Raw genomic sequence first — 18,257 nt, 5'->3', positions numbered from 1 at the left:
CCTTTCTTTCCCGGCTTGCTCCTCCACAGAATCGCTGTTGACGATCAAAAAGGGAGAGGGCATGGAGGAAAGCAGGGCGGTCTGGGCCCGTGACGGGCGCCAGTGGCCTGTGGTGACCGTCATGGTCGGCATGCTGCTCGTCTGGTGTGGCCTGCTGGCTTACCACGTGCGAGCCGACAACGGCTTCGTGCTGGGTGACTGGGTGCTGGATTATCGCCAGGGCTTCACGCGCCGGGGCGCCATGGGCGCGATGCTGTGGCCGCTGGCCCGATGGAGTCACGTGCCGGTGACGGTGTGGGCGGCGGCCGTGGCCACGCTTGCCTATGCCGTCATGCTGACGGCGCTGGCCGCTGTGCTGGCCCGTCGATGCAAGCCGGTGTGGTACCTGCTGTGGCTGGCGTCGCCGGCGGCGCTCGCCTTTCCTTACTTTTCGCTGGCGGAGGTGGCGCGCAAGGAGGTGCTGCACTTCGCCTTGCTGGCCGCCGTGGTGTGGTGCCTGCATCGGCGTATCTGGCATCCGTTCCTGGCCGTGCTGGCCATCGCGTCGGCGGGCCTGCTCGTGCTGTCGCACGAGATGCTGGTGTTCTACGCGCCGTACTTCTGCCTCGCGACCTTCGTGTCCTGGCAGACGCCCCGCGTGTGGCGCCTGACCGCGGCGGCCATGCTGCTGACGTCTCTGGGGGCGGCAGCTGCCCTGTGGCTCTGGGCTCGCCCTCTGGACGGGACCGGCTTCTGTGCCAGCCTGCTGGCCGCCGGACACTCGGCCAGCCTGTGCCAGGGCATCGTGCTGTGGCCCATTCAGGACATTGAAGGGGCCTTGCACAACACCTGGCTCACGGTCATCCACTACGACTACGTGCGTGTCTATCCAGCCAGCCTGGTGTGCGCGGCGCTGCCTGTGATCCTGTGGTGGCGTCGCTATCCGGGTGAGCATGTCGGTCGCGTGGCCTGGGGCAGCCTGGCCTGTGTGCTGTGGAGCCTGCCCCTCTTTGCACTGGCGCAGGACTGGGGGCGCTTCATTCAGGTTCACGTGGTGTCGCTGGCCCTGGTGCTGGCCCTGGCGCTGCGCCGCCTGCCATTGGCCGACGAGCCGCCCTCCATGGCCACGCTGTCGCAGCCGCGCTTCCCGTGGCAGCGATCAGGCTGGGGGGCACTGCTGCTTGTGCTGTGCCTGGCGTGGCCGCTGTTCTGGCACCTGCCCACCTGTTGTGAGGCCGACGTGGGTGCAGGCTGGGCTGGCAAGGCGGGCGGCTGGATCAGTCGACGTCTGGCGGGCTGATCACGGGCGGCGCGTCGTTGTCGGCTTTCGGCAGCCCGAGGCGGGCCAGTTCAAGCTGCACGGCCGCGATGATGCGGGCGCGTAGCCACTGGTTGGCGGGGTCGTCTTCCATGGCCGCGTGCCAGTAGAGGTGGGCGTCCAGCTGGGCCGGGCTCAGCGGGAAGTCGTGCAGCGTGTTGTCGAAGTGCTGGTTGGCCACGCGTGCGTACTGCTGCGGCATGGTCAGCAGCATGTCCGTCTGGCTCACCACGCGGCAGGCCGCGAAGTAGTGGCGGCAGCGCAGGCCGATGTGGCGGCGCAGACCCTGCCGGCTCAGCTCGAAATCTTCCAGGCCCAGCCCCTGCCGGCGTGCCGACACCAGCACGTGCGTGCCGGCCAGGTAGTCGTCCAGATGCAGGGCGCCGCCGCGCAGGGCGGGGTGCCCACGGCGGGCCACGACCACCAGCCGATCCAGCACCAGCCGGGTGTGGTTGACCTCGGGCGACACCGGCAGCGCGATGTCGACGGCGGCATCGACCCGGCCCTGGCGCAGCGCGTCGGCAATGTCGTGGCGCTCCACCTGGATGCTGTTGACCGTGACGCCGGGCGCGTGTTCGCGGATGTGGGCCATCAGACCGGGCAGGGTGAGCGCCTCCAGGATGTCGCGCATGCCCAGCGTGAAGCTGCGCTCGGCGGCGGCCGGCTCGAAACCCTGCTGCGGCCCCTTGATGCCCGCCTGCAGCGTGGCGAGCGCCTGCCGCACCGCCGGTGTCAACGTCCGCGCATACGGCGTGGCCAGCATGCGCCGCCCCTGGCGCGTGAACAGCGGGTCGCCCAGCGCGTCGCGCAGGCGGGCCAGTGCGTGGCTGACGGCGGGTTGGCTCAGGTGCAGGTCGCGCGCGGCGGCAGTCAGCGAGCCGGTCTGCACGATGGCATCGAACACCAGAAACAGGTTCAGATCAATCTTGCCGAGATTCACGATGCGAATGGATGTAGATTCAAAGAATGCACTTGATTCATTATCTGTGCGTTTCTACACTGCCGCGCCATCTACCGAAGGAGAGAGCCCCATGGAGAAGTCCTTGATCGACGATGCAGGCCAGGTGCGTGCCGGTGAAGAAGTCGACCTGCCGCGCGTGACCGCCTGGCTGCAGAGCCAGGGCCTGACGCTCGAGGGCGAGCCGGAGCTCAAGCAGTATCCCGGTGGGGCTTCCAACCTGACTTACCTGCTGCGATACCCGAACAAGGACCTGATCCTGCGTCGGCCGCCGTTCGGTCACATCGCCAAGTCGGCGCACGACGTGGTGCGCGAGGCCACCATCATGCGCAAGCTCAAGCCCGTCTACCCGACGGTGCCCGAGGTCTACGCCATCTGCGAAGACACCGAGGTGATCGGTGCCCCGTTCTACGTGATGGAGCGCTTGGTGGGCGTCATCCCGCGCCAGAACCTGCCGCCCGAGCTGGGTCTCACGCCCGAGCGCACCCGCCAGTTGTGCCTCAACGTGCTCGACACGCTGATCAACCTGCACAAGCTGGATCCGGCTGCGGCGGGCCTGGCCGACCTGGGCAAGGGCGAAGGCTATGTGGCCCGTCAGGTGGAGGGCTGGAGCAAGCGTTTCCGTGCCGCCCGCACCGACGACGTGGGCGATTTCGAAGCCGTGATGGCCTGGCTGGCCGAGAAGCAGCCGAAGCACGAGGTGGCCATCCGCCTGATCCACAACGACTTCCGCTTCGACAACGTGGTGCTTGACGAGAACGACCCGCTGAAGGTGATCGGCGTGCTGGACTGGGAAATGGCCACGCTGGGCGACCCGCTGATGGACCTGGGCAGCGCGCTGGCCTACTGGGTGCAGGCCGACGACGACATGTTCATGAAGGGCTCGCGTCGCCAGCCGACCAACGCGCCCGGCATGCTGACGCGCGACGAGGTCGTGCGCTACTACAGCGAGCAGACCGGCATCAGCGTCGACAACTTCGATTTCTACACGGTGTTCGGCCTGTTCCGCCTGGCCGGCATCGCCCAGCAGATCTACCAGCGCTTCAAGGCCGGCAACGCGCGCAACCCGACGTTCGCCACGTTCGGGCCGTTCGTGTGCTACCTCGAACAGCGCTGCCAGCAAATCATCGCAGCCTCGTCGCTGTGACGTTCCCAACTCAAGAGGATCACCTGATGAGCCAACCCGCCACCTTCGATCTCACCGGCAAGATCGCCCTCGTCACCGGCTCCAGCCGCGGCATTGGCGAGGCCATCGCCCGCTTGCTGGCCGCGCACGGCGCGCACGTCATCATCTCCAGCCGCAAGGCCGAACCCTGTGAAGCGGTCGCTGCGTCGATCCGCGAAGCAGGCGGCAAGGCCTCCGTGCTGGCGTGCCACGTCGGCGAACTCGATCAGATCGACGCCGTCTTTGCCGCCATCGAGCAGCAGTTCGGTCGCATCGACATCCTGATCAACAACGCCGCGGCCAACCCGTACTTCGGCCACATCACCGACACCGATGCGGGCGCCTTCCAGAAGACCGTGGACGTCAACATCCGTGGCTACTTCTTCATGTGCTCGAAGGGCGCCAAGCTGATGGCGAAGAACGGCGGCGGCGCCATCGTCAACATCGCCTCGGTCAACGGCGTGATCCCGGGCATGGCGCAGGGCATCTACTCGATCACCAAGGCCGCGGTGATCTCGATGACGCACGCCTTCGCCAAGGAATGCGCGCCGATGAAGGTGCGCGTGAATGCCATCCTGCCCGGTGCCACCGACACCAAGTTCGCCTCGGCGCTGACCAGCAACGAGATGATCCTCAAGTCGGTGCTGGCCCACGTGCCGATGAACCGCGTGGCCGACCCGTCGGAAATGGCCGGGGCGGCGCTGTACCTGGCTTCCGATGCGGCCAGCTACACGACCGGCGCCTGCCTGAATGTGGACGGCGGCTACCTGCTGGCGTGACGTGAGCGGGCACGGCCCTCATCGGCCGTGCGCCAAGAACAAAGCCCGCCATCAGGCGGGCTTTTTCGTTGGGAGCGCCCGCACGGGCCCGATCACTTGACCAGACGGTTCAGGCTGTCGGCGTCGAAGCACTCGGTGCGCTGCGCGTCGGTGGGCATGCAGTCGCGCGCGGATTCGCTCTGCGCGCACTGGGCCAGCTTTTCCACCGCCTGCCACAGCATCGTGATCTGGTGCCCCTGGCCGGCCGCGTTGTCGATCAGCCCGCGCAGCGCCTGCGACAGCGGGTCGTCGCCTTCCGTCACGCCATAGGCCGAGAAGCCCATGCGTGCGGCCACGGCCTCGCGCTCGGCCTGCTTCTCGTCCATCAGCGTCTGCCTGGCCACGATGATGCGCGCCGGGTTGCCCACGGCGGTGGCGCCCGGTGGCACCGGCTTGGTCACCACCGCGTTCGAACCCACGCGGGCGCCGTCACCCACCGTGAAGCCGCCCAGCACCTGCGCGTTGGCACCGACGATCACACCGCGGCCCAGGGTGGGGTGGCGCTTGGCCCCGCGCGACAGCGAGGTGCCGCCCAGCGTGACGCCCTGGTAGATGGTGCAGTCGTCACCCACCTCGGCGGTCTCGCCGATCACGACGCCCATGCCGTGGTCGATGAATACGCGGCGGCCCATCTTCGCGCCGGGGTGGATCTCGATGCCCGTGAGGAAGCGGCCCCAATGCGAGATCCAGCGACCCAGCCACTTGAAGCCGCGCGTCCAGCACCGGTGGGCCAGCCGATGCAGAGCCAGTGCATGCAGGCCGGGATAACAGGTCAGCACCTCCCAGGCGGAGCGGGCCGCGGGGTCGCGCTCCACGATGCAGGCGATGTCTTCTCTGAGTCGGGCAAACAGCATGAACAGGCTTATGCGTTTTCGAGTAGGGCAGGCGAGTGTAGCCGCGGGTCAAAAACCCGGCGTGAATCAGGTCCGGCGGTCGAGCATGGCCTTCGCAATGCCGCGCAGGATGTGGATTTCCTCCTGACGCAGTTGGGCGCGGTTGAGCAACTGGTTCAGTCGGGGCATCAGCTTCTTGGGCGCGGCCGGATCCAGAAAGCCGATGGCCGTCAGCGCCTGCTCCCAGTGGTCGAGCACGCCCTGAACGGCCTGCCCCGAGGCCAGCGCGGGCTCGGGTGTGCGCGGCGCCACGTCGAATCCACCCAGCGCCTGCCGCCATTCATAGGAAAGCAACTGCACGGCCTGTGAGAGGTTCAGCGAGCCGTAGTCCGGGTTGGTGGGGATGCTGAGCACCGCGTGGCATCGGTATACGTCTTCGTTGGCCATGCCGTAGCGCTCGCTGCCGAACACGAAGGCGACTTTGTGCGGCTCCGGTGCCTGCGCCAGCGCCGCCAGCCCCTCGCGCGGCGACAGCGTGGGCGGGCCGAAGTCCCGCGGCGTCATGGCCGTGGCCAGCGCATATGTCACGCCGTGCAGGGCCTCGGCCAGCGTGTCGACGATCCGGGCGCGCACCAGGATGTCGGCGGCGCCGCTGGCCATGGCCACCGTCTCTTCCTGAATCAGCACATCGTCAAAGCGCGGCCGCACCAGCACCAGTTCCGAGAAGCCCATCACCTTCATGGCGCGGGCCGTGGCGCCCACGTTGCCAGGATGGCTGGTGCCGATCAGCACGAAGCGGGTCGGATCAGCAGGGCGATGGGGCGGCGGGGCTGCGTTCATGGGGAAGAAAGGCCGCGGTGGCGGCGTCAACAAGGGAACACCCGAAAAGTGGTGCAAAAAAACCAGCGCTTGGCTAGAATGCGCGATTCTCGCTCGTTCTTTGATCACTGCTGCTGCCTGTCTGCGACGCGCTTGCGCCGTGGGTTCATGTGAACCCGCTGCCGGACGCCGTGCGTGGCCCGCGCCCGATGCCCGTCCGGACCTTGCTTGCCGGGGCGGTGGGTGCCCGCCGTGCCCCGCGTCCCCCGTCGCCCAACGTTGAAACGCTCATATCCATGTCTCAAGCCCTGCACCCCATGCTCAACATCGCCATCAAAGCTGCACGCGCAGCCGGGGCGATCATCAACCGGGCGTCGCTCGACATCGAGCGCCTGACCGTGACGGCCAAGTCGCACAACGACTTCGTCACCGAGGTGGACAAGGCAGCAGAAGACGCGATCATCGCGACCATCCTCGAGGCCTACCCGGGCCACGGCATCCTGGCTGAAGAGTCGGGCCGCGAGCATGGCGCCCGCCACAGCGATTACGTCTGGATCATCGATCCGCTCGACGGCACCACCAACTTCATCCACGGCTTCCCGGTCTACGCGGTCTCGATCGCGCTGTCCTTCCGCGGCCAGGTCCAGCAGGCTGTCGTGTACGACCCGGCCCGCAACGACCTGTTCTACGCGTCCAAGGGCAAGGGCGCTTACATGAACGACCGCCGCATCCGCGTCTCGAAGCGCACCCGCATGCTCGAGTGCCTGATCGGCACCGGCTTCCCCTTCCGCAAGGGCGACAACTTCCAGCGCTACCTCAAGATGTTCGAAGAGGTGATGGTCCAGTGCGCCGGCGTGCGTCGCCCGGGTGCTGCCGCGCTCGACCTGTGCTACGTGGCTGCCGGCTTCTACGACGGCTTCTTCGAGACCGGCCTGAGCCCCTGGGACATCGCCGCGGGTTCGCTGATGATCACCGAGGCCGGCGGCCTGGTGGGCAACTTCACCGGCGAGCCCGACTTCCTGTACCAGCGTGAAATCGTGGCCGGCAACCCGCGCATTTACGGCCAGCTGGTCAAGACCCTGGCGCCGTACACCCGCGTGATCACGGAAGATCCGAAGGCCGACGCCGCGCTGGACGCCGACGAAGGCGAGAGCGACCCTGAAGACGACGCCCTGATCCAGCAACTGCAGGCGGCCGAAGACGCCGCCCAGGCCGAGAAGGTGGCGCAGCAGCCGGCCGAGGCCGAGAAGCCCCAGCGCAAGCGCATCACCGCAGCCGCCAAGGCCCAGGAAGTGCGCGAGGCCGCCGAGCGCGAGCCGAAGCGACCTGGCCGCCCGGCCCGCCGCGACGACGCACCGTTCTGATGCGGGGCTGAGCGCACCCCCGCGCTCGGCCTGATTTCAACGCCCACCTGGCGACCCCGAGTCCTTGCAGCCGATGTCCGGAGCCCCCGTGCCGCCCACCGCGACCGACTTCAGCGCTCACACGCCGATGATGGCGCAGTATCTGCGCATCAAGGCCGAGCACCCCGACACCCTCGTGTTCTACCGCATGGGGGATTTCTACGAGCTCTTCTACGACGACGCCCGCAAGGCCAACCGGCTGATCGACATCACGCTGACGGTGCGGGGCCAGTCGGCCGGCGAGCCGGTGGTGATGGCCGGCGTGCCCGTGCACGCGGTCGAAACCTACCTGGCCAAGCTGATCCGCCTGGGCGAGTCGGTGGCGATTGCCGAGCAGGTGGGCGAGGTCGGTGCCACCAAGGGCCCGGTCGAGCGCAAGGTGGTGCGCGTGGTCACCCCCGGCACGCTGACCGACACCGAACTGCTGTCCGAGCGCTCGGACGCGCTGCTGCTGGCCGTGGTGATGGACAAGCGCGGCCGCCATGCCGAGCACGCGGTGCCCTGCGGGCTGGCCTGGCTGGGTCTGTCCAGCGGCAAGCTGGGCCTGACCGAATGCACCGAGCGCGAGCTGGCCGGCTGGCTGGCCCGTCTGCAGCCCGCCGAGATCCTGTTTGACCGCGAACGTGTCCCGCCCACAGTTCAGGCCATGCTGTCGCAAGGCGGTCGAGCCACCGCGCTCACGAGCCGCCCCACCTGGCAGTTCGATGCCGGCCTGGGCCTGCGCAAGCTGTGCGAGCAGCTTCAGGTCGGCCACCTGCAAAGCTGGGGCGCGCAGGAGATGCCGCTGGCGCACAGCGCCGCCGCCGCGCTCCTGAGCTTTGCCGAACACACGCAGGGCAGGGCGCTGTCGCACGTGGCCACGCTCGAAGTGCCGCACACCAGCGAGCTGCTCGACCTGCCGCCCGCCACCCTGCGCAACCTCGAACTGGTGCAGACGCTGCGTGGCGAAGACGCGCCCACGCTGCTGTCGCTGATCGACACCTGCCGCACCGGCATGGGCAGCCGCGCGCTGCGCCAGTGGCTCACGCAGCCGCTGCGCGACCGGGCCGTGGCCCGCGCCCGGCTCGATGCCATCGCCACGCTGCTGGTGCCCCCGCACCACGAACAGGGCCACGAAGCCCTGCGCGAGGCCCTGCGCCAGATGAGTGACGTCGAGCGCATCAACGCCCGCGTGGCGCTGCGCCAGGTGCGCCCGCGCGAGCTGGCCGGCCTGCGCGATACGCTGCTGGGCCTGCCTGCGCTGCGTGAGCGCGTGCCCGAAGGCGCACCCTTGCTGGCGCAACTTGCCACGGCGCTGCAGCCCGATCCGGCCATCGCCCAGCGGCTGCAGGCCATGCTGATGGAAACGCCCGCCGTGCTGTTGCGCGACGGTGGCGTGATCGCGACCGGCTTCGATGCCGACCTCGACGAGCTGCGGGCCATCTCGGAGAACTGCGACGCCTTCCTGCTCGAACTCGAGGCCCGCGAGCGCGCCCGCACCGGCATCTCCAACCTGCGCGTGCAGTTCAACAAGGTGCACGGCTTCTACATCGAGGTCACGCAAAGCCACGCCGACAAGGTGCCGCTCGACTACCAGCGCCGCCAGACGCTGAAGAACGCCGAGCGCTTCATCACGCCCGAACTCAAGGCCTTCGAAGACAAGGCCCTGTCGGCGCAGGAGCGTGCGCTGGCCCGCGAGAAGGCGCTGTACGACGCGCTGATCGACTTCCTGCAGCAGCACATCGCCGTGCTCGGGGCGCTGGCCCGGGCGCTGTCCACGCTGGATGCGCTGGCGGCCCTGGCCGAACGCGCACAGACGCTGGGCTGGTCCCGCCCCGAGTTCTGCACCCACCCCTGCATCGAGATCGAGAAGGGGCGCCACCCCGTGGTCGAGGCGCGCCTGATGGAGACGACCGGTACGGCCTTCATCCCGAATGACTGCCGCTTCGACGCCAACCGCCGCATGATGATCATCACCGGCCCGAACATGGGTGGTAAGTCGACCTTCATGCGCCAGGTGGCGCTGATCGTGCTGCTGGCCTCAATGGGGGCCTACGTGCCGGCCGCCGGGTGCCGACTGGGCCCGATCGACGCCATCCACACCCGCATCGGCGCGGCAGACGACCTGGCCAACGCCCAATCCACCTTCATGATGGAGATGACCGAGGCGGCCGCCATCGTGCACACCGCCACCGAGCATTCGCTCGTGCTGATGGACGAGATCGGCCGGGGCACCTCCACGTTCGACGGCCTGTCGCTGGCCGGCGCCATTGCCAGCCACCTGCACGACAGGAACAAGGCCTTCACCCTGTTCGCCACGCACTATTTCGAGTTGACCGCGCTGCCCGAAAAGCACCCGCGCGCGCTCAACGTGCACGTGGGTGTGGCCGAATCGGGCGACGACATCGTCTTCCTGCACGAACTGCAGCATGGCCCCGCCAGCCGCAGCTACGGCGTGCAGGTGGCGCGCCTGGCCGGCATGCCGCACACCCTGATCCGCCAGGCGCGCGCCACGCTCGAGTCGCTCGAGGCCCAGCAACGCCAGCACGAGCAGCAGATCGACCTGTTTGCTGCGGCCGATGCGGGCGGTTTTGACGCGGACGCGGTGGCCGCGCAGGGCGCGGCCCTGGCCAGCCCGGCTGGCGAAACCCTGAGCCCGGCGGAAGCGCAGGCCCTGACCTTGCTTGCCGGCATCGACCCCGATACCCTGACTCCTCGTGAGGCGCTGGACGCGCTCTACAAACTCAAAGCGGTGTTCTCATCATGACCTACTGTGTTGCCATGCGGCTCAACGCCGGTCTTGTGTTCCTGTCCGACTCGCGCACCAACGCAGGCATGGACCAGATCAGCACCTTCCGCAAGATGTCGGTCTACGAGAAGCCGGGCGACCGCGTGCTCGTGCTGATGACGGCCGGCAACCTGGCCATCACCCAGGCGGTGAAGCAGTTGTTGGGCAACGAGACCATCGAGGGCTCCGACGGCGAGCCGGTCACGATCTGGACGGCCAAGAGCCTGTTCGACGTGGCGCGCATCGTGGGCAGCGCCGTGCGCAAGGTCCACGCCCGGGACGCCGACGCGCTGAAGAAGCACGGCATCGACTTCAACTGCAACCTCACGATCGGCGGGCAGATCAAGGGCGAGACCATGCGCCTGTTCAATGTCTACGCGGCGGGCAACTTCGTCGAGGCAGGCATCGACGGCGTCTGCTACTTCCAGATCGGCGAATCCAAGTACGGCAAGCCGGTGATCGACCGCGTGGTCACGCCCAGCACGCCGCTGGAAGAGGCGGCCAAGTGCGCGCTGATCTCCATGGATTCGACGCTCAAGTCCAACCTGTCGGTGGGCCTGCCGCTCGACCTCATGGTCTACGAGGCCGACAGCCTGCAGGTCGACAAGCTGATCCACATCGACGAGTCGAATGCCTACTTCCGCATGATCCGCAGCAGCTGGGGCCAACGCCTGCGCCAGGTGTTCGACTCCATCCCGGATCCGACCTGGAATGGCGACCAGCCCGATCTGGCCGCCAACGTGGTGCCCCAGCACCAGGCGATGAACCCGCTGAGCAAGATCAACGCGCCCCAGGCGTGAGCATCACGCTGGCGTGGCGTTCCGGTCGGTGGCCGGCTCGCTGCTGGCCTGCCGGTCGAGCTCGGCAATGCAGGCAGCCATCTCTGCGTGGCAGCGGGCCATCAGGGCGGGCACGTCGTCCGCACCGAGCCCTTCCGTCGAGATGGGCGGCAAGGCCTTGAGGATCACGTCGCCGCTGTGCCAGCGGTTCAGGCGCATCTGCCGCACATAGTTGTTGCTGCAGATCGGAACGATGGGCACGCCGGCATTGATGGCCAGCTGGAAGGCGCCTTTCTTGAACGGCCCCAGCCCCCGCCCGTGGCTGCGCGTGCCTTCGGCAAAGATCCAGATCGAGATATCGCGCGCATGCAGCGTGTCGTTCAGTTGCGTCATGGCCTGGCGGGCGCGAACCGCATTGCCCCGCTGGATCAGCACATTGCCGGCCAGCCAGTACAGCTGACCGAACAGCGGCAGCCACTTCAGGCTCTGCTTGCCCAGACTCACGGTGCGGTGCGGCACCACCTGCCCGAAGACGAACAGGTCGTGGTTGGACAGATGGTTGGCCACGATGACCGCCGGCCGGGGCTGGTCTGCCACCACGCTCGGATCCAGACGCACGCGCAGCCCCAGGATGCGCAGGGCTGGCAGGGCGTACAACCGCGCGCACAGGGGCGTGTTCTCGGGGTTGAATGGACGCAGGATGCAGACGGTCAGGCCAGCGAGCGTGGCCACGACGAAGTGCACGCTCAGCAGCAGCATGCGCAGGGCAAACAGCACAGGGTCTCCAGGGCGCCAGGCGGGAAGGGCGCGTCGGGCGATTATCCGACGTCCGCAAGGGGGCTCCACCGTGGTGCACGCTGGCAGATGGCGGCTCCGTCCGCGCCCGGCCGGGCGCCGAACCACCTATAATGCCGCTTTACCACCGCAGCGTTCGCATACCGTGCGAGCGCTTTTGCGCACATGACCAAGTTTGTCTTCGTCACCGGCGGTGTGGTGTCCTCACTCGGTAAGGGCATCGCCGCTGCGTCTTTGGCTGCCATCCTCGAATCGCGCGGCCTCACCGTCACCCTCATCAAGCTCGATCCGTACATCAACGTCGACCCGGGCACCATGTCGCCCATGCAGCACGGTGAGGTCTTCGTCACCGACGACGGTGCCGAAACCGACCTCGACCTGGGCCACTACGAACGCTTCATCACCACGCGGATGAAGAAGGCCAACAACTTCACGACCGGTCAGATCTACAAGTCCGTGCTCGAGAAGGAGCGTCGTGGTGACTACCTGGGCAAGACCGTGCAGGTCATCCCCCACATCACCAACGAGATCCAGGAATTCGTGCGCCGTGGCGCCGGCGTCGGCACGCCGGAAGCGGTCGACGTCGCCATCGTGGAAATCGGCGGCACCGTGGGTGACATCGAGTCGCTGCCCTTCATGGAAGCGGCCCGCCAGATGAGCCTCAAGCAGGGCCCGGCCAGCACCGCCTTCGTGCACCTGACCTACGTCCCGTTCATCGCGGCCGCCGGCGAGCTCAAGACCAAGCCGACCCAGCACACCGTGCAGAAGCTGCGCGAAATTGGCATCCAGCCCGACGCACTGCTGTGCCGCGCCGACCGCGCCATCCCGACCGACGAGCGCGAGAAGATCTCGCTGTTCACGAACGTGCCCGAGTCCGGCGTGATCTCGGTGTGGGACGCCGACACCATCTACAAGGTGCCGCGCATGCTGCACGAGCAGCACCTGGACGACCTGATCTGCGCCAAGCTGCAGCTGCAGACGAAGCCGGCCGATCTGTCGCGCTGGGACAACCTGGTCAACGAGGTCGAGAACCCGAAGCAGACTGTCACCATCGCGATGTGTGGCAAGTACACCGAGCTGTCGGATTCGTACAAGTCGCTCAACGAGGCGCTGCGCCACGCCGGCATCCACAACCATGCCCGCGTCAACATCGAGTATGTCGATTCGGAAACGCTGACGCCCGAAACGGCCAGCACGCTGGAGCAGTACGACGCCATCCTGGTGCCGGGCGGCTTCGGCAAGCGCGGCGTCGAAGGCAAGATCATTGCGGCCCAGTACGCCCGCGAGCACGGCATTCCCTACCTGGGCATCTGCCTGGGCATGCAGGTGGCCACCATCGAGTACGCCCGCCACAAGGCCGGCCTGACCGATGCCAACTCCACCGAGTTCGAACCGAACACGCCGCACCCGGTGATCGCCCTGATCGACGAGTGGCTGGACGCCGACGGCACCGTGCAGAAGCGCGATGCCAACTCCGACCTCGGCGGCACGATGCGCCTGGGCGCCCAGAGCTCGGACGTGATGCCCGGCACGCTGGCCCACCAGATTTACGGCCCGGTCGTGACCGAGCGTCACCGCCACCGCTACGAAGCCAACGAGCGTTACCTCGACAAGCTGCGTGAAGCCGGTCTCGTGATCTCGGCCATCACCCAGCGCGAGAAGCTCACCGAAATGGTCGAGCTGCCGCAGTCGGTGCACCCGTGGTACGTGGGCGTGCAGTTCCACCCCGAGTTCAAATCGACGCCCTGGGACGGCCACCCGCTGTTCAAGAGCTACGTCAAGGCCGCGCTGGATCACCAGGCCCAACACGCCAACGAATCCAAGAAGGCCTGATCCGGGCCGAAGGACACCACCATGAAACTCTGCGGCTTTGACGTCGGCCTTCACCATCCGTTCTTTCTGATCGCCGGCCCCTGCGTGGTCGAGTCCGAGCAGCTGCAGATGGACACGGCAGGCCATCTGAAGGAAATCACTTCGGCGCTGGGCATCCCGTTCATCTTCAAGTCGAGCTACGACAAGGCCAACCGTTCTTCGGGCGCGTCGTTCCGTGGCCCGGGCATGGACAAGGGCCTGGAGATCCTGGCCAAGGTGCGCAGCACGCTGAACGTGCCCATCCTGACCGACGTGCACACCGAAGCCGAGATTCCCACGGTGGCGTCGGTGGTCGACGTGCTGCAGACGCCTGCCTTTTTGTGCCGCCAGACCGATTTCATCCGCGCCGTCGCCCAGTGCGGCAAGCCGGTGAACATCAAGAAGGGTCAGTTCCTGGCCCCTGGCGACATGAAGAACGTCATCGACAAGGCCCGTGCCGCCGCGCGCGAAAAAGGCCTGAACGACGACAACTTCATGGCCTGCGAACGTGGCGTCAGCTTCGGCTACAACAACCTGGTCTCGGACATGCGTTCGCTGGCCATCATGCGTGACACCGGCGCCCCGGTCGTGTTCGACGCCACCCACAGCGTGCAGCTGCCGGGCGGGCAGGGCACCAGCTCGGGCGGTCAGCGCGAGTTCGTGCCCGTGCTGTCGCGCGCGGCCGTGGCGGTCGGCATTGCCGGCCTGTTCATGGAAACGCACCCCGATCCATCCTGCGCCCTGAGCGACGGCCCGAACGCCGTGCCGCTCAAGCACATGAAGGCCCTGCTGGAGACCCTGGTCGAGCTCGACCGCATCACCAAGAAGAACGGCTTCCTCGAAGCCGACTTCTCGGCCTGATCGCCGCCGCTCGCCCAGGAAGGGCCCGCCCGGATGGGGGCCATCGCCGCCACGCCGGGCCACCCCAGGTCGGTTAACCTCACCGGGTTTGGCCGGGCCTGGTCATCACATCACCCACTCTTTCATTTTTCTTGAGGATACCCAGATGAGCGCCATCGTTGACATCATCGGCCGCGAGATCATCGACAGCCGAGGCAACCCCACCGTCGAATGCGACGTGCTGCTGGAAAGCGGCGTCATGGGCCGTGCCGCCGTGCCGTCGGGTGCATCGACCGGCTCGCGCGAGGCGATCGAGCTGCGTGATGGCGACAAGAGCCGCTACCTGGGCAAGGGCGTGCTGAAGGCCGTCGAGCACATCAACACCGAGATCTCGGAAGCCGTGCTGGGCCTGGATGCGTCCGAGCAGGCCTTCCTGGACAAGACCCTGATCGACCTCGACGGCACCGACAACAAGGGCCGCCTGGGCGCCAACGCCATGCTGGCCGTGTCGATGGCCGTGGCCCGCGCCGCTGCCGAAGAAGCCGGCCTGCCGCTGTACCGCTATTTCGGCGGCATGGGTGCCGTGCAGCTGCCCGTGCCGATGATGAACGTCATCAACGGTGGCGCCCACGCCAACAACAACCTCGACCTGCAGGAATTCATGATCCTGCCGGTGGGCGCCCCGACCTTCCGCGAAGCCCTGCGCTACGGTGCGGAGGTCTTCCACGCCCTCAAGAAGATCCTGCACGACAAGCACATCAGCACCGCCGTGGGCGACGAAGGTGGCTTCGCACCGTCTGTGGCCAGCCACGAGGAAGCCATCCAGCTGATCCTGCAGGCCATCGAAGCTGCGGGTTACGTGGCCGGCGAGCAGATCGCCCTGGGCCTGGACTGCGCTGCATCCGAGTTCTACAAGGACGGCAAGTACCACCTGGAAGGCGAAGGCCTGGTGCTGACCGCCGAGCAGTGGACCGACATGCTGGCCACCTGGTGCGACAAGTACCCGATCATCTCGATCGAAGACGGCATGCACGAAGGCGACTGGGCCGGCTGGGCTCACCTGACGGAACGTCTGGGCAAGAAGGTGCAGCTGGTGGGTGACGACCTGTTCGTCACCAACACCAAGATCCTGAAGGAAGGCATCGAGAAGGGCATCGCCAACTCCATCCTCATCAAGATCAACCAGATCGGCACCCTGACCGAGACGTTCGCCGCCATCGAGATGGCCAAGCGCGCCGGCTACACCGCCGTGATCTCGCACCGCTCGGGCGAAACCGAAGACAACACCATCGCCGACATCGCAGTGGGCCTGAACGCCGGCCAGATCAAGACCGGTTCGATGAGCCGTTCGGACCGCATGGCCAAGTACAACCAGCTGCTGCGCATCGAGGAAGACCTCGGCAACGTGGCCGTGTACCCGGGCCGCAGCGCGTTCTACAACCTGCGCTGATCGGTGGCCTTCCGGCGTGACGCGTCACGCCGGTGCGGCACAAGATGCAAGGGCTCCAGCACGGGGCCCTTTTTCTTGCGCTGGACACGATCTGTTAAGCTTTCACCATGCGTTTTGCAGCCGTCTTTCTTCTTGTCTGCCTGGCCGTCGTGCATGCCGAGCTGTGGTTCGGCAAGGGCGGTGTGCCGCGCGTGTCGGCCCTGCGTGCCGAGCTGCGCGTGCAGCAGAAGGCGAACGCCCAGGCCACGGCGCGCAATGAGCAGCTCGCGGCCGAAGTGCGCGATCTCCAGGAGGGCCTGGAGATGGTGGAAGAGAAGGCGCGAACCGAGCTGGGCATGGTCAAGCCTGACGAGATCTACGTGCAGCTGACCTCGCAACTGCCGCAGATCACCGAGCCACCGCCCGCGCCGGCCACGCCCTGATCCACCTCGCGCTCGTCGTTCATGACCGCCCCCTTGTCGTTGGCCGACAGCCTGGTCTGGCTCGACCCGTGGCTGGCTCCCTGGTTCACCGCCTGGGGTGTGCCAGCGAGTCGCCTGGAGGCCCTGGCCTTTGTGCTGTCCCTGGTCATGGTCGGCCTCAACCTGCGTGTGCACGTGGGCGCCTGGCCGCTGGCCATCGTCAGTTCGGCGCTGTACGGGCTGTTGTTTGCGCGCTCACGTCTGTATGGCGAGGCAAGCCTCCAGCTGGTGTTCATCGCCTTGTCGGCATGGGGTTGGTGGCGCTGGTGGCGTGATCCGGCGCAAGCCGATGCCGACGCCGGTGTGCGCAGCCTGACGGCGACGCAGCGGCGGCTGGCTGCCGCGGCAGGTCTGGCGCTGTGGCCCGTGATCGGTCTGGTGCTGCAACACGCCACCGATTCCGATGTCGCCTTTGCCGACGCGTTTCCGACGGCGTTGAGCCTGCTTGGCCAGTGGCTGCTGGCGCGCAAGCTGGTCGAGAACTGGCCTTGCTGGCTGGTGGTCAACGTCGCGAGCATGGCGCTGTTTGCCCACAAAGGGCTCTGGCTCACGGTGATCCTGTATGGGCTGTTCGCCATGCTGTCGGTATTCGGCTGGCGTGCCTGGCACCAACGCGTTCGGGAGGCCCGCGCATGAGCGGCCTGGTGATTGCCCTGGTGGGCGCGGAAAGCACAGGCAAGACCACGCTTGCGCGCGAGCTGGCACAGCGCTTGTGCGCATCCGGCCGCGATGCCGTCGTGGTGCCGGAGTACCTGCGCACATGGTGTGAGGCCGAGGGCCGCACGCCGGCGCCGCATGAGCAGCGCGTCATCGCCGAGAGGCAGACCGCGCACATCCGCGAGGCCGCTGCCCGCCATGCGCTTGTGCTGGCCGACACGACGGCCCTGATGACCGCGGTCTACAGCCACCACCTGTTCGATGACCAGAGTCTGTACGCTGTGGCCGACCAGGCCCACGCCGAGGTGGCCCTGACGCTGCTGACCGGGCTCGATCTGGCCTGGGTGGCCGATGGTCTGCAGCGCGACGGCGCCCACGTGCGCGAACCGGTCGACACCCTCGTGCGCCAGGCGCTGGCGCGCATGCAGGCGGCGTATGCCGTCGTCACAGGGCAGGGCGAAGCCCGCACTGCGCTGGCGCTCAGCCTCATCGAGCACGAGCTGGAACGGCCCCGCAGGCAGGCTGAGCAGTCACTGCGCCCTCGGTGGCGCTGGGTGTGTGCTGACTGCGACGACGGCGAGTGCGAGCAGCACTGGCTACCCCGGCCGGCGCCATGACCACCTCGGCGCCGTTGCCCATCCTGTGGCGCGACGAACACCTCGTGGCGCTGCACAAGCCACCCGGCTGGCTGGTGCACCGCACCGGCCTGGATGCAGACGAGTCCCGCGTGGTGCTGCAGGCCTTGCGCGACCAGATCGGGCGACACGTTTATCCCGTGCACCGGCTGGACAAGGGCACCTCGGGCGTGCTGTTGATGGCGCTGAACTCAGAGGTGGCAGGCCGGCTGGGTGGCGCCTGGCATGAAGGCGCCGTGCGCAAGCTGTATGTGGCCATGGTGCGCGGTTGGGCCTCCGAAGCCACCACGGTGGACCATCCACTCGTGCCCGACGAGTCTCCCGAGGGCACCCCGGCGCAGCCCGCACGCACGCACATCCGCCGCCTCGCCCGGCTCAGCCTCCCGATTCCGGTCGACCGCTATGACACCACGCGTGTCAGCCTGGTGCAGGCCGAGCCGGAAACCGGACGTCGCCACCAGATCCGTCGCCACCTCAAGCACCTGTCGTACCCGTTGATCGGCGATGCCACGCATGGCAAGGGGGCGCATAACCGCTGGTGGGCCGAACGTCTGGGTGTGCAGCGCCTGTGGCTGCACGCCGCGGAACTTGCTCTGAGCCACCCGATGACCGGGCAGCCGATGCGCTTTCATTCGCCCTGGCATCCGGATCATCCGGACGCGGCGGTGCTGAACCCCGATTGGGCTGCGTTGATCCGCAGCGAAGCCTGGCAGTGGGGCGACTGAGCCC

The 18,257-nt window shown here is 67.4% G+C and carries 17 protein-coding genes; 13 read left to right on the top strand and 4 right to left on the bottom strand.

Features of this window, described 5'->3' with window-relative positions; all coding sequences use genetic code 11:
- Positions 1 to 61: 61 nt before the first annotated feature.
- On the top strand, positions 62 to 1,279 hold the full coding sequence (locus DEH84_RS09830) for a hypothetical protein (protein ID WP_109036700.1): 1,218 nt from the start codon (positions 62 to 64) through the stop codon (positions 1,277 to 1,279).
- On the opposite strand, the gene DEH84_RS09825 is transcribed toward DEH84_RS09830, so the two are convergent.
- Positions 1,257 to 2,237 (bottom strand): LysR family transcriptional regulator, encoded by a 981-nt coding sequence (locus DEH84_RS09825; protein WP_109036699.1) that lies wholly within the window; start codon positions 2,235 to 2,237, stop codon positions 1,257 to 1,259. The genes DEH84_RS09830 and DEH84_RS09825 overlap by 23 nt on opposite strands.
- A 91-nt stretch (positions 2,238 to 2,328) precedes the next feature.
- Here DEH84_RS09825 and DEH84_RS09820 point away from each other — a divergent pair, with 91 nt between their 5' ends.
- Together DEH84_RS09820 and DEH84_RS09815 are read left to right on the top strand one after the other, a co-directional pair.
- Positions 2,329 to 3,402, top strand: coding sequence for a phosphotransferase family protein (locus DEH84_RS09820; protein WP_109036698.1), 1,074 nt, complete (start codon positions 2,329 to 2,331; stop codon positions 3,400 to 3,402).
- 26 nt (positions 3,403 to 3,428) lie between these two features.
- On the top strand, positions 3,429 to 4,199 hold the full coding sequence (locus DEH84_RS09815; RefSeq protein WP_109036697.1) for an SDR family oxidoreductase: 771 nt from the start codon (positions 3,429 to 3,431) through the stop codon (positions 4,197 to 4,199).
- 92 nt (positions 4,200 to 4,291) lie between these two features.
- On the opposite strand, the gene cysE is transcribed toward DEH84_RS09815, so the two are convergent.
- Together cysE and DEH84_RS09805 are read right to left on the bottom strand one after the other, a co-directional pair.
- Complete coding sequence (cysE, locus tag DEH84_RS09810; protein ID WP_109038314.1) at positions 4,292 to 5,089, bottom strand: serine O-acetyltransferase; 798 nt, start codon at positions 5,087 to 5,089, stop codon at positions 4,292 to 4,294.
- 69 nt (positions 5,090 to 5,158) lie between these two features.
- Positions 5,159 to 5,911, bottom strand: a complete 753-nt coding sequence (locus tag DEH84_RS09805) for an RNA methyltransferase (protein WP_109036696.1) — start codon at positions 5,909 to 5,911, stop codon at positions 5,159 to 5,161.
- A 275-nt stretch (positions 5,912 to 6,186) separates the two neighbouring features.
- Between DEH84_RS09805 and DEH84_RS09800 the strand changes: the two genes are divergently transcribed.
- The 3 genes from DEH84_RS09800 to DEH84_RS09790 all read left to right on the top strand — a co-directional run bounded on the left by DEH84_RS09800 (position 6,187) and on the right by DEH84_RS09790 (position 10,860).
- Positions 6,187 to 7,254, top strand: a complete 1,068-nt coding sequence (locus DEH84_RS09800; RefSeq protein ID WP_109036695.1) for an inositol monophosphatase family protein — start codon at positions 6,187 to 6,189, stop codon at positions 7,252 to 7,254.
- Positions 7,255 to 7,327: 73 nt separating this feature from the next.
- Complete coding sequence (mutS, locus tag DEH84_RS09795; protein ID WP_245932549.1) at positions 7,328 to 10,039, top strand: DNA mismatch repair protein MutS; 2,712 nt, start codon at positions 7,328 to 7,330, stop codon at positions 10,037 to 10,039.
- Entirely contained in the window at positions 10,036 to 10,860 is an 825-nt protein-coding gene (locus DEH84_RS09790; protein ID WP_245932548.1) for a proteasome-type protease, read from the top strand. The genes mutS and DEH84_RS09790 overlap by 4 nt, the downstream gene beginning before the upstream one ends.
- 3 nt (positions 10,861 to 10,863) lie before the next feature.
- Here DEH84_RS09790 and DEH84_RS09785 read toward each other — a convergent pair whose 3' ends face one another.
- A complete protein-coding gene (locus tag DEH84_RS09785) occupies positions 10,864 to 11,616 on the bottom strand; it encodes a 1-acylglycerol-3-phosphate O-acyltransferase (RefSeq protein ID WP_109036694.1) in 753 nt (250 codons plus the stop codon).
- 183 nt (positions 11,617 to 11,799) lie between these two features.
- Here DEH84_RS09785 and pyrG point away from each other — a divergent pair, with 183 nt between their 5' ends.
- The 7 genes from pyrG (at position 11,800) to DEH84_RS09750 (ending at position 18,253) form a co-directional block, all read left to right on the top strand.
- The gene (gene pyrG, locus DEH84_RS09780; protein WP_109036693.1) at positions 11,800 to 13,467 is read left to right on the top strand and encodes a CTP synthase; all 1,668 of its coding nucleotides are present in this window, start codon (positions 11,800 to 11,802) and stop codon (positions 13,465 to 13,467) included.
- A 21-nt stretch (positions 13,468 to 13,488) separates the two neighbouring features.
- Complete coding sequence (gene kdsA, locus DEH84_RS09775) at positions 13,489 to 14,346, top strand: 3-deoxy-8-phosphooctulonate synthase (protein ID WP_109036692.1); 858 nt, start codon at positions 13,489 to 13,491, stop codon at positions 14,344 to 14,346.
- Positions 14,347 to 14,491: 145 nt separating this feature from the next.
- A complete protein-coding gene (gene eno / locus DEH84_RS09770) occupies positions 14,492 to 15,775 on the top strand; it encodes a phosphopyruvate hydratase (RefSeq protein ID WP_109036691.1) in 1,284 nt (427 codons plus the stop codon).
- A gap of 107 nt (positions 15,776 to 15,882) precedes the next feature.
- Positions 15,883 to 16,197 (top strand): cell division protein FtsB, encoded by a 315-nt coding sequence (gene ftsB, locus DEH84_RS09765; RefSeq protein ID WP_109036690.1) that lies wholly within the window; start codon positions 15,883 to 15,885, stop codon positions 16,195 to 16,197.
- A 21-nt stretch (positions 16,198 to 16,218) separates the two neighbouring features.
- Positions 16,219 to 16,872 (top strand): nicotinamide riboside transporter PnuC, encoded by a 654-nt coding sequence (gene pnuC / locus DEH84_RS09760; protein ID WP_109036689.1) that lies wholly within the window; start codon positions 16,219 to 16,221, stop codon positions 16,870 to 16,872.
- Positions 16,869 to 17,510 (top strand): AAA family ATPase, encoded by a 642-nt coding sequence (locus DEH84_RS09755; protein ID WP_109036688.1) that lies wholly within the window; start codon positions 16,869 to 16,871, stop codon positions 17,508 to 17,510. Before pnuC ends, DEH84_RS09755 begins: the two co-directional genes overlap by 4 nt.
- The gene (locus tag DEH84_RS09750) at positions 17,507 to 18,253 is read left to right on the top strand and encodes a pseudouridine synthase (protein WP_109036687.1); all 747 of its coding nucleotides are present in this window, start codon (positions 17,507 to 17,509) and stop codon (positions 18,251 to 18,253) included. Before DEH84_RS09755 ends, DEH84_RS09750 begins: the two co-directional genes overlap by 4 nt.
- Positions 18,254 to 18,257 lie beyond the last annotated feature (4 nt).

Origin of the sequence: Aquabacterium olei (genome assembly GCF_003100395.1) — a bacterium.
Classification (GTDB): Bacteria; Pseudomonadota; Gammaproteobacteria; order Burkholderiales; family Burkholderiaceae_C; genus Aquabacterium; species Aquabacterium olei.
The sequence above is the reverse complement of the archived record's forward strand: the minus strand, read 5'-3'. Positions and strand labels throughout refer to the sequence as shown.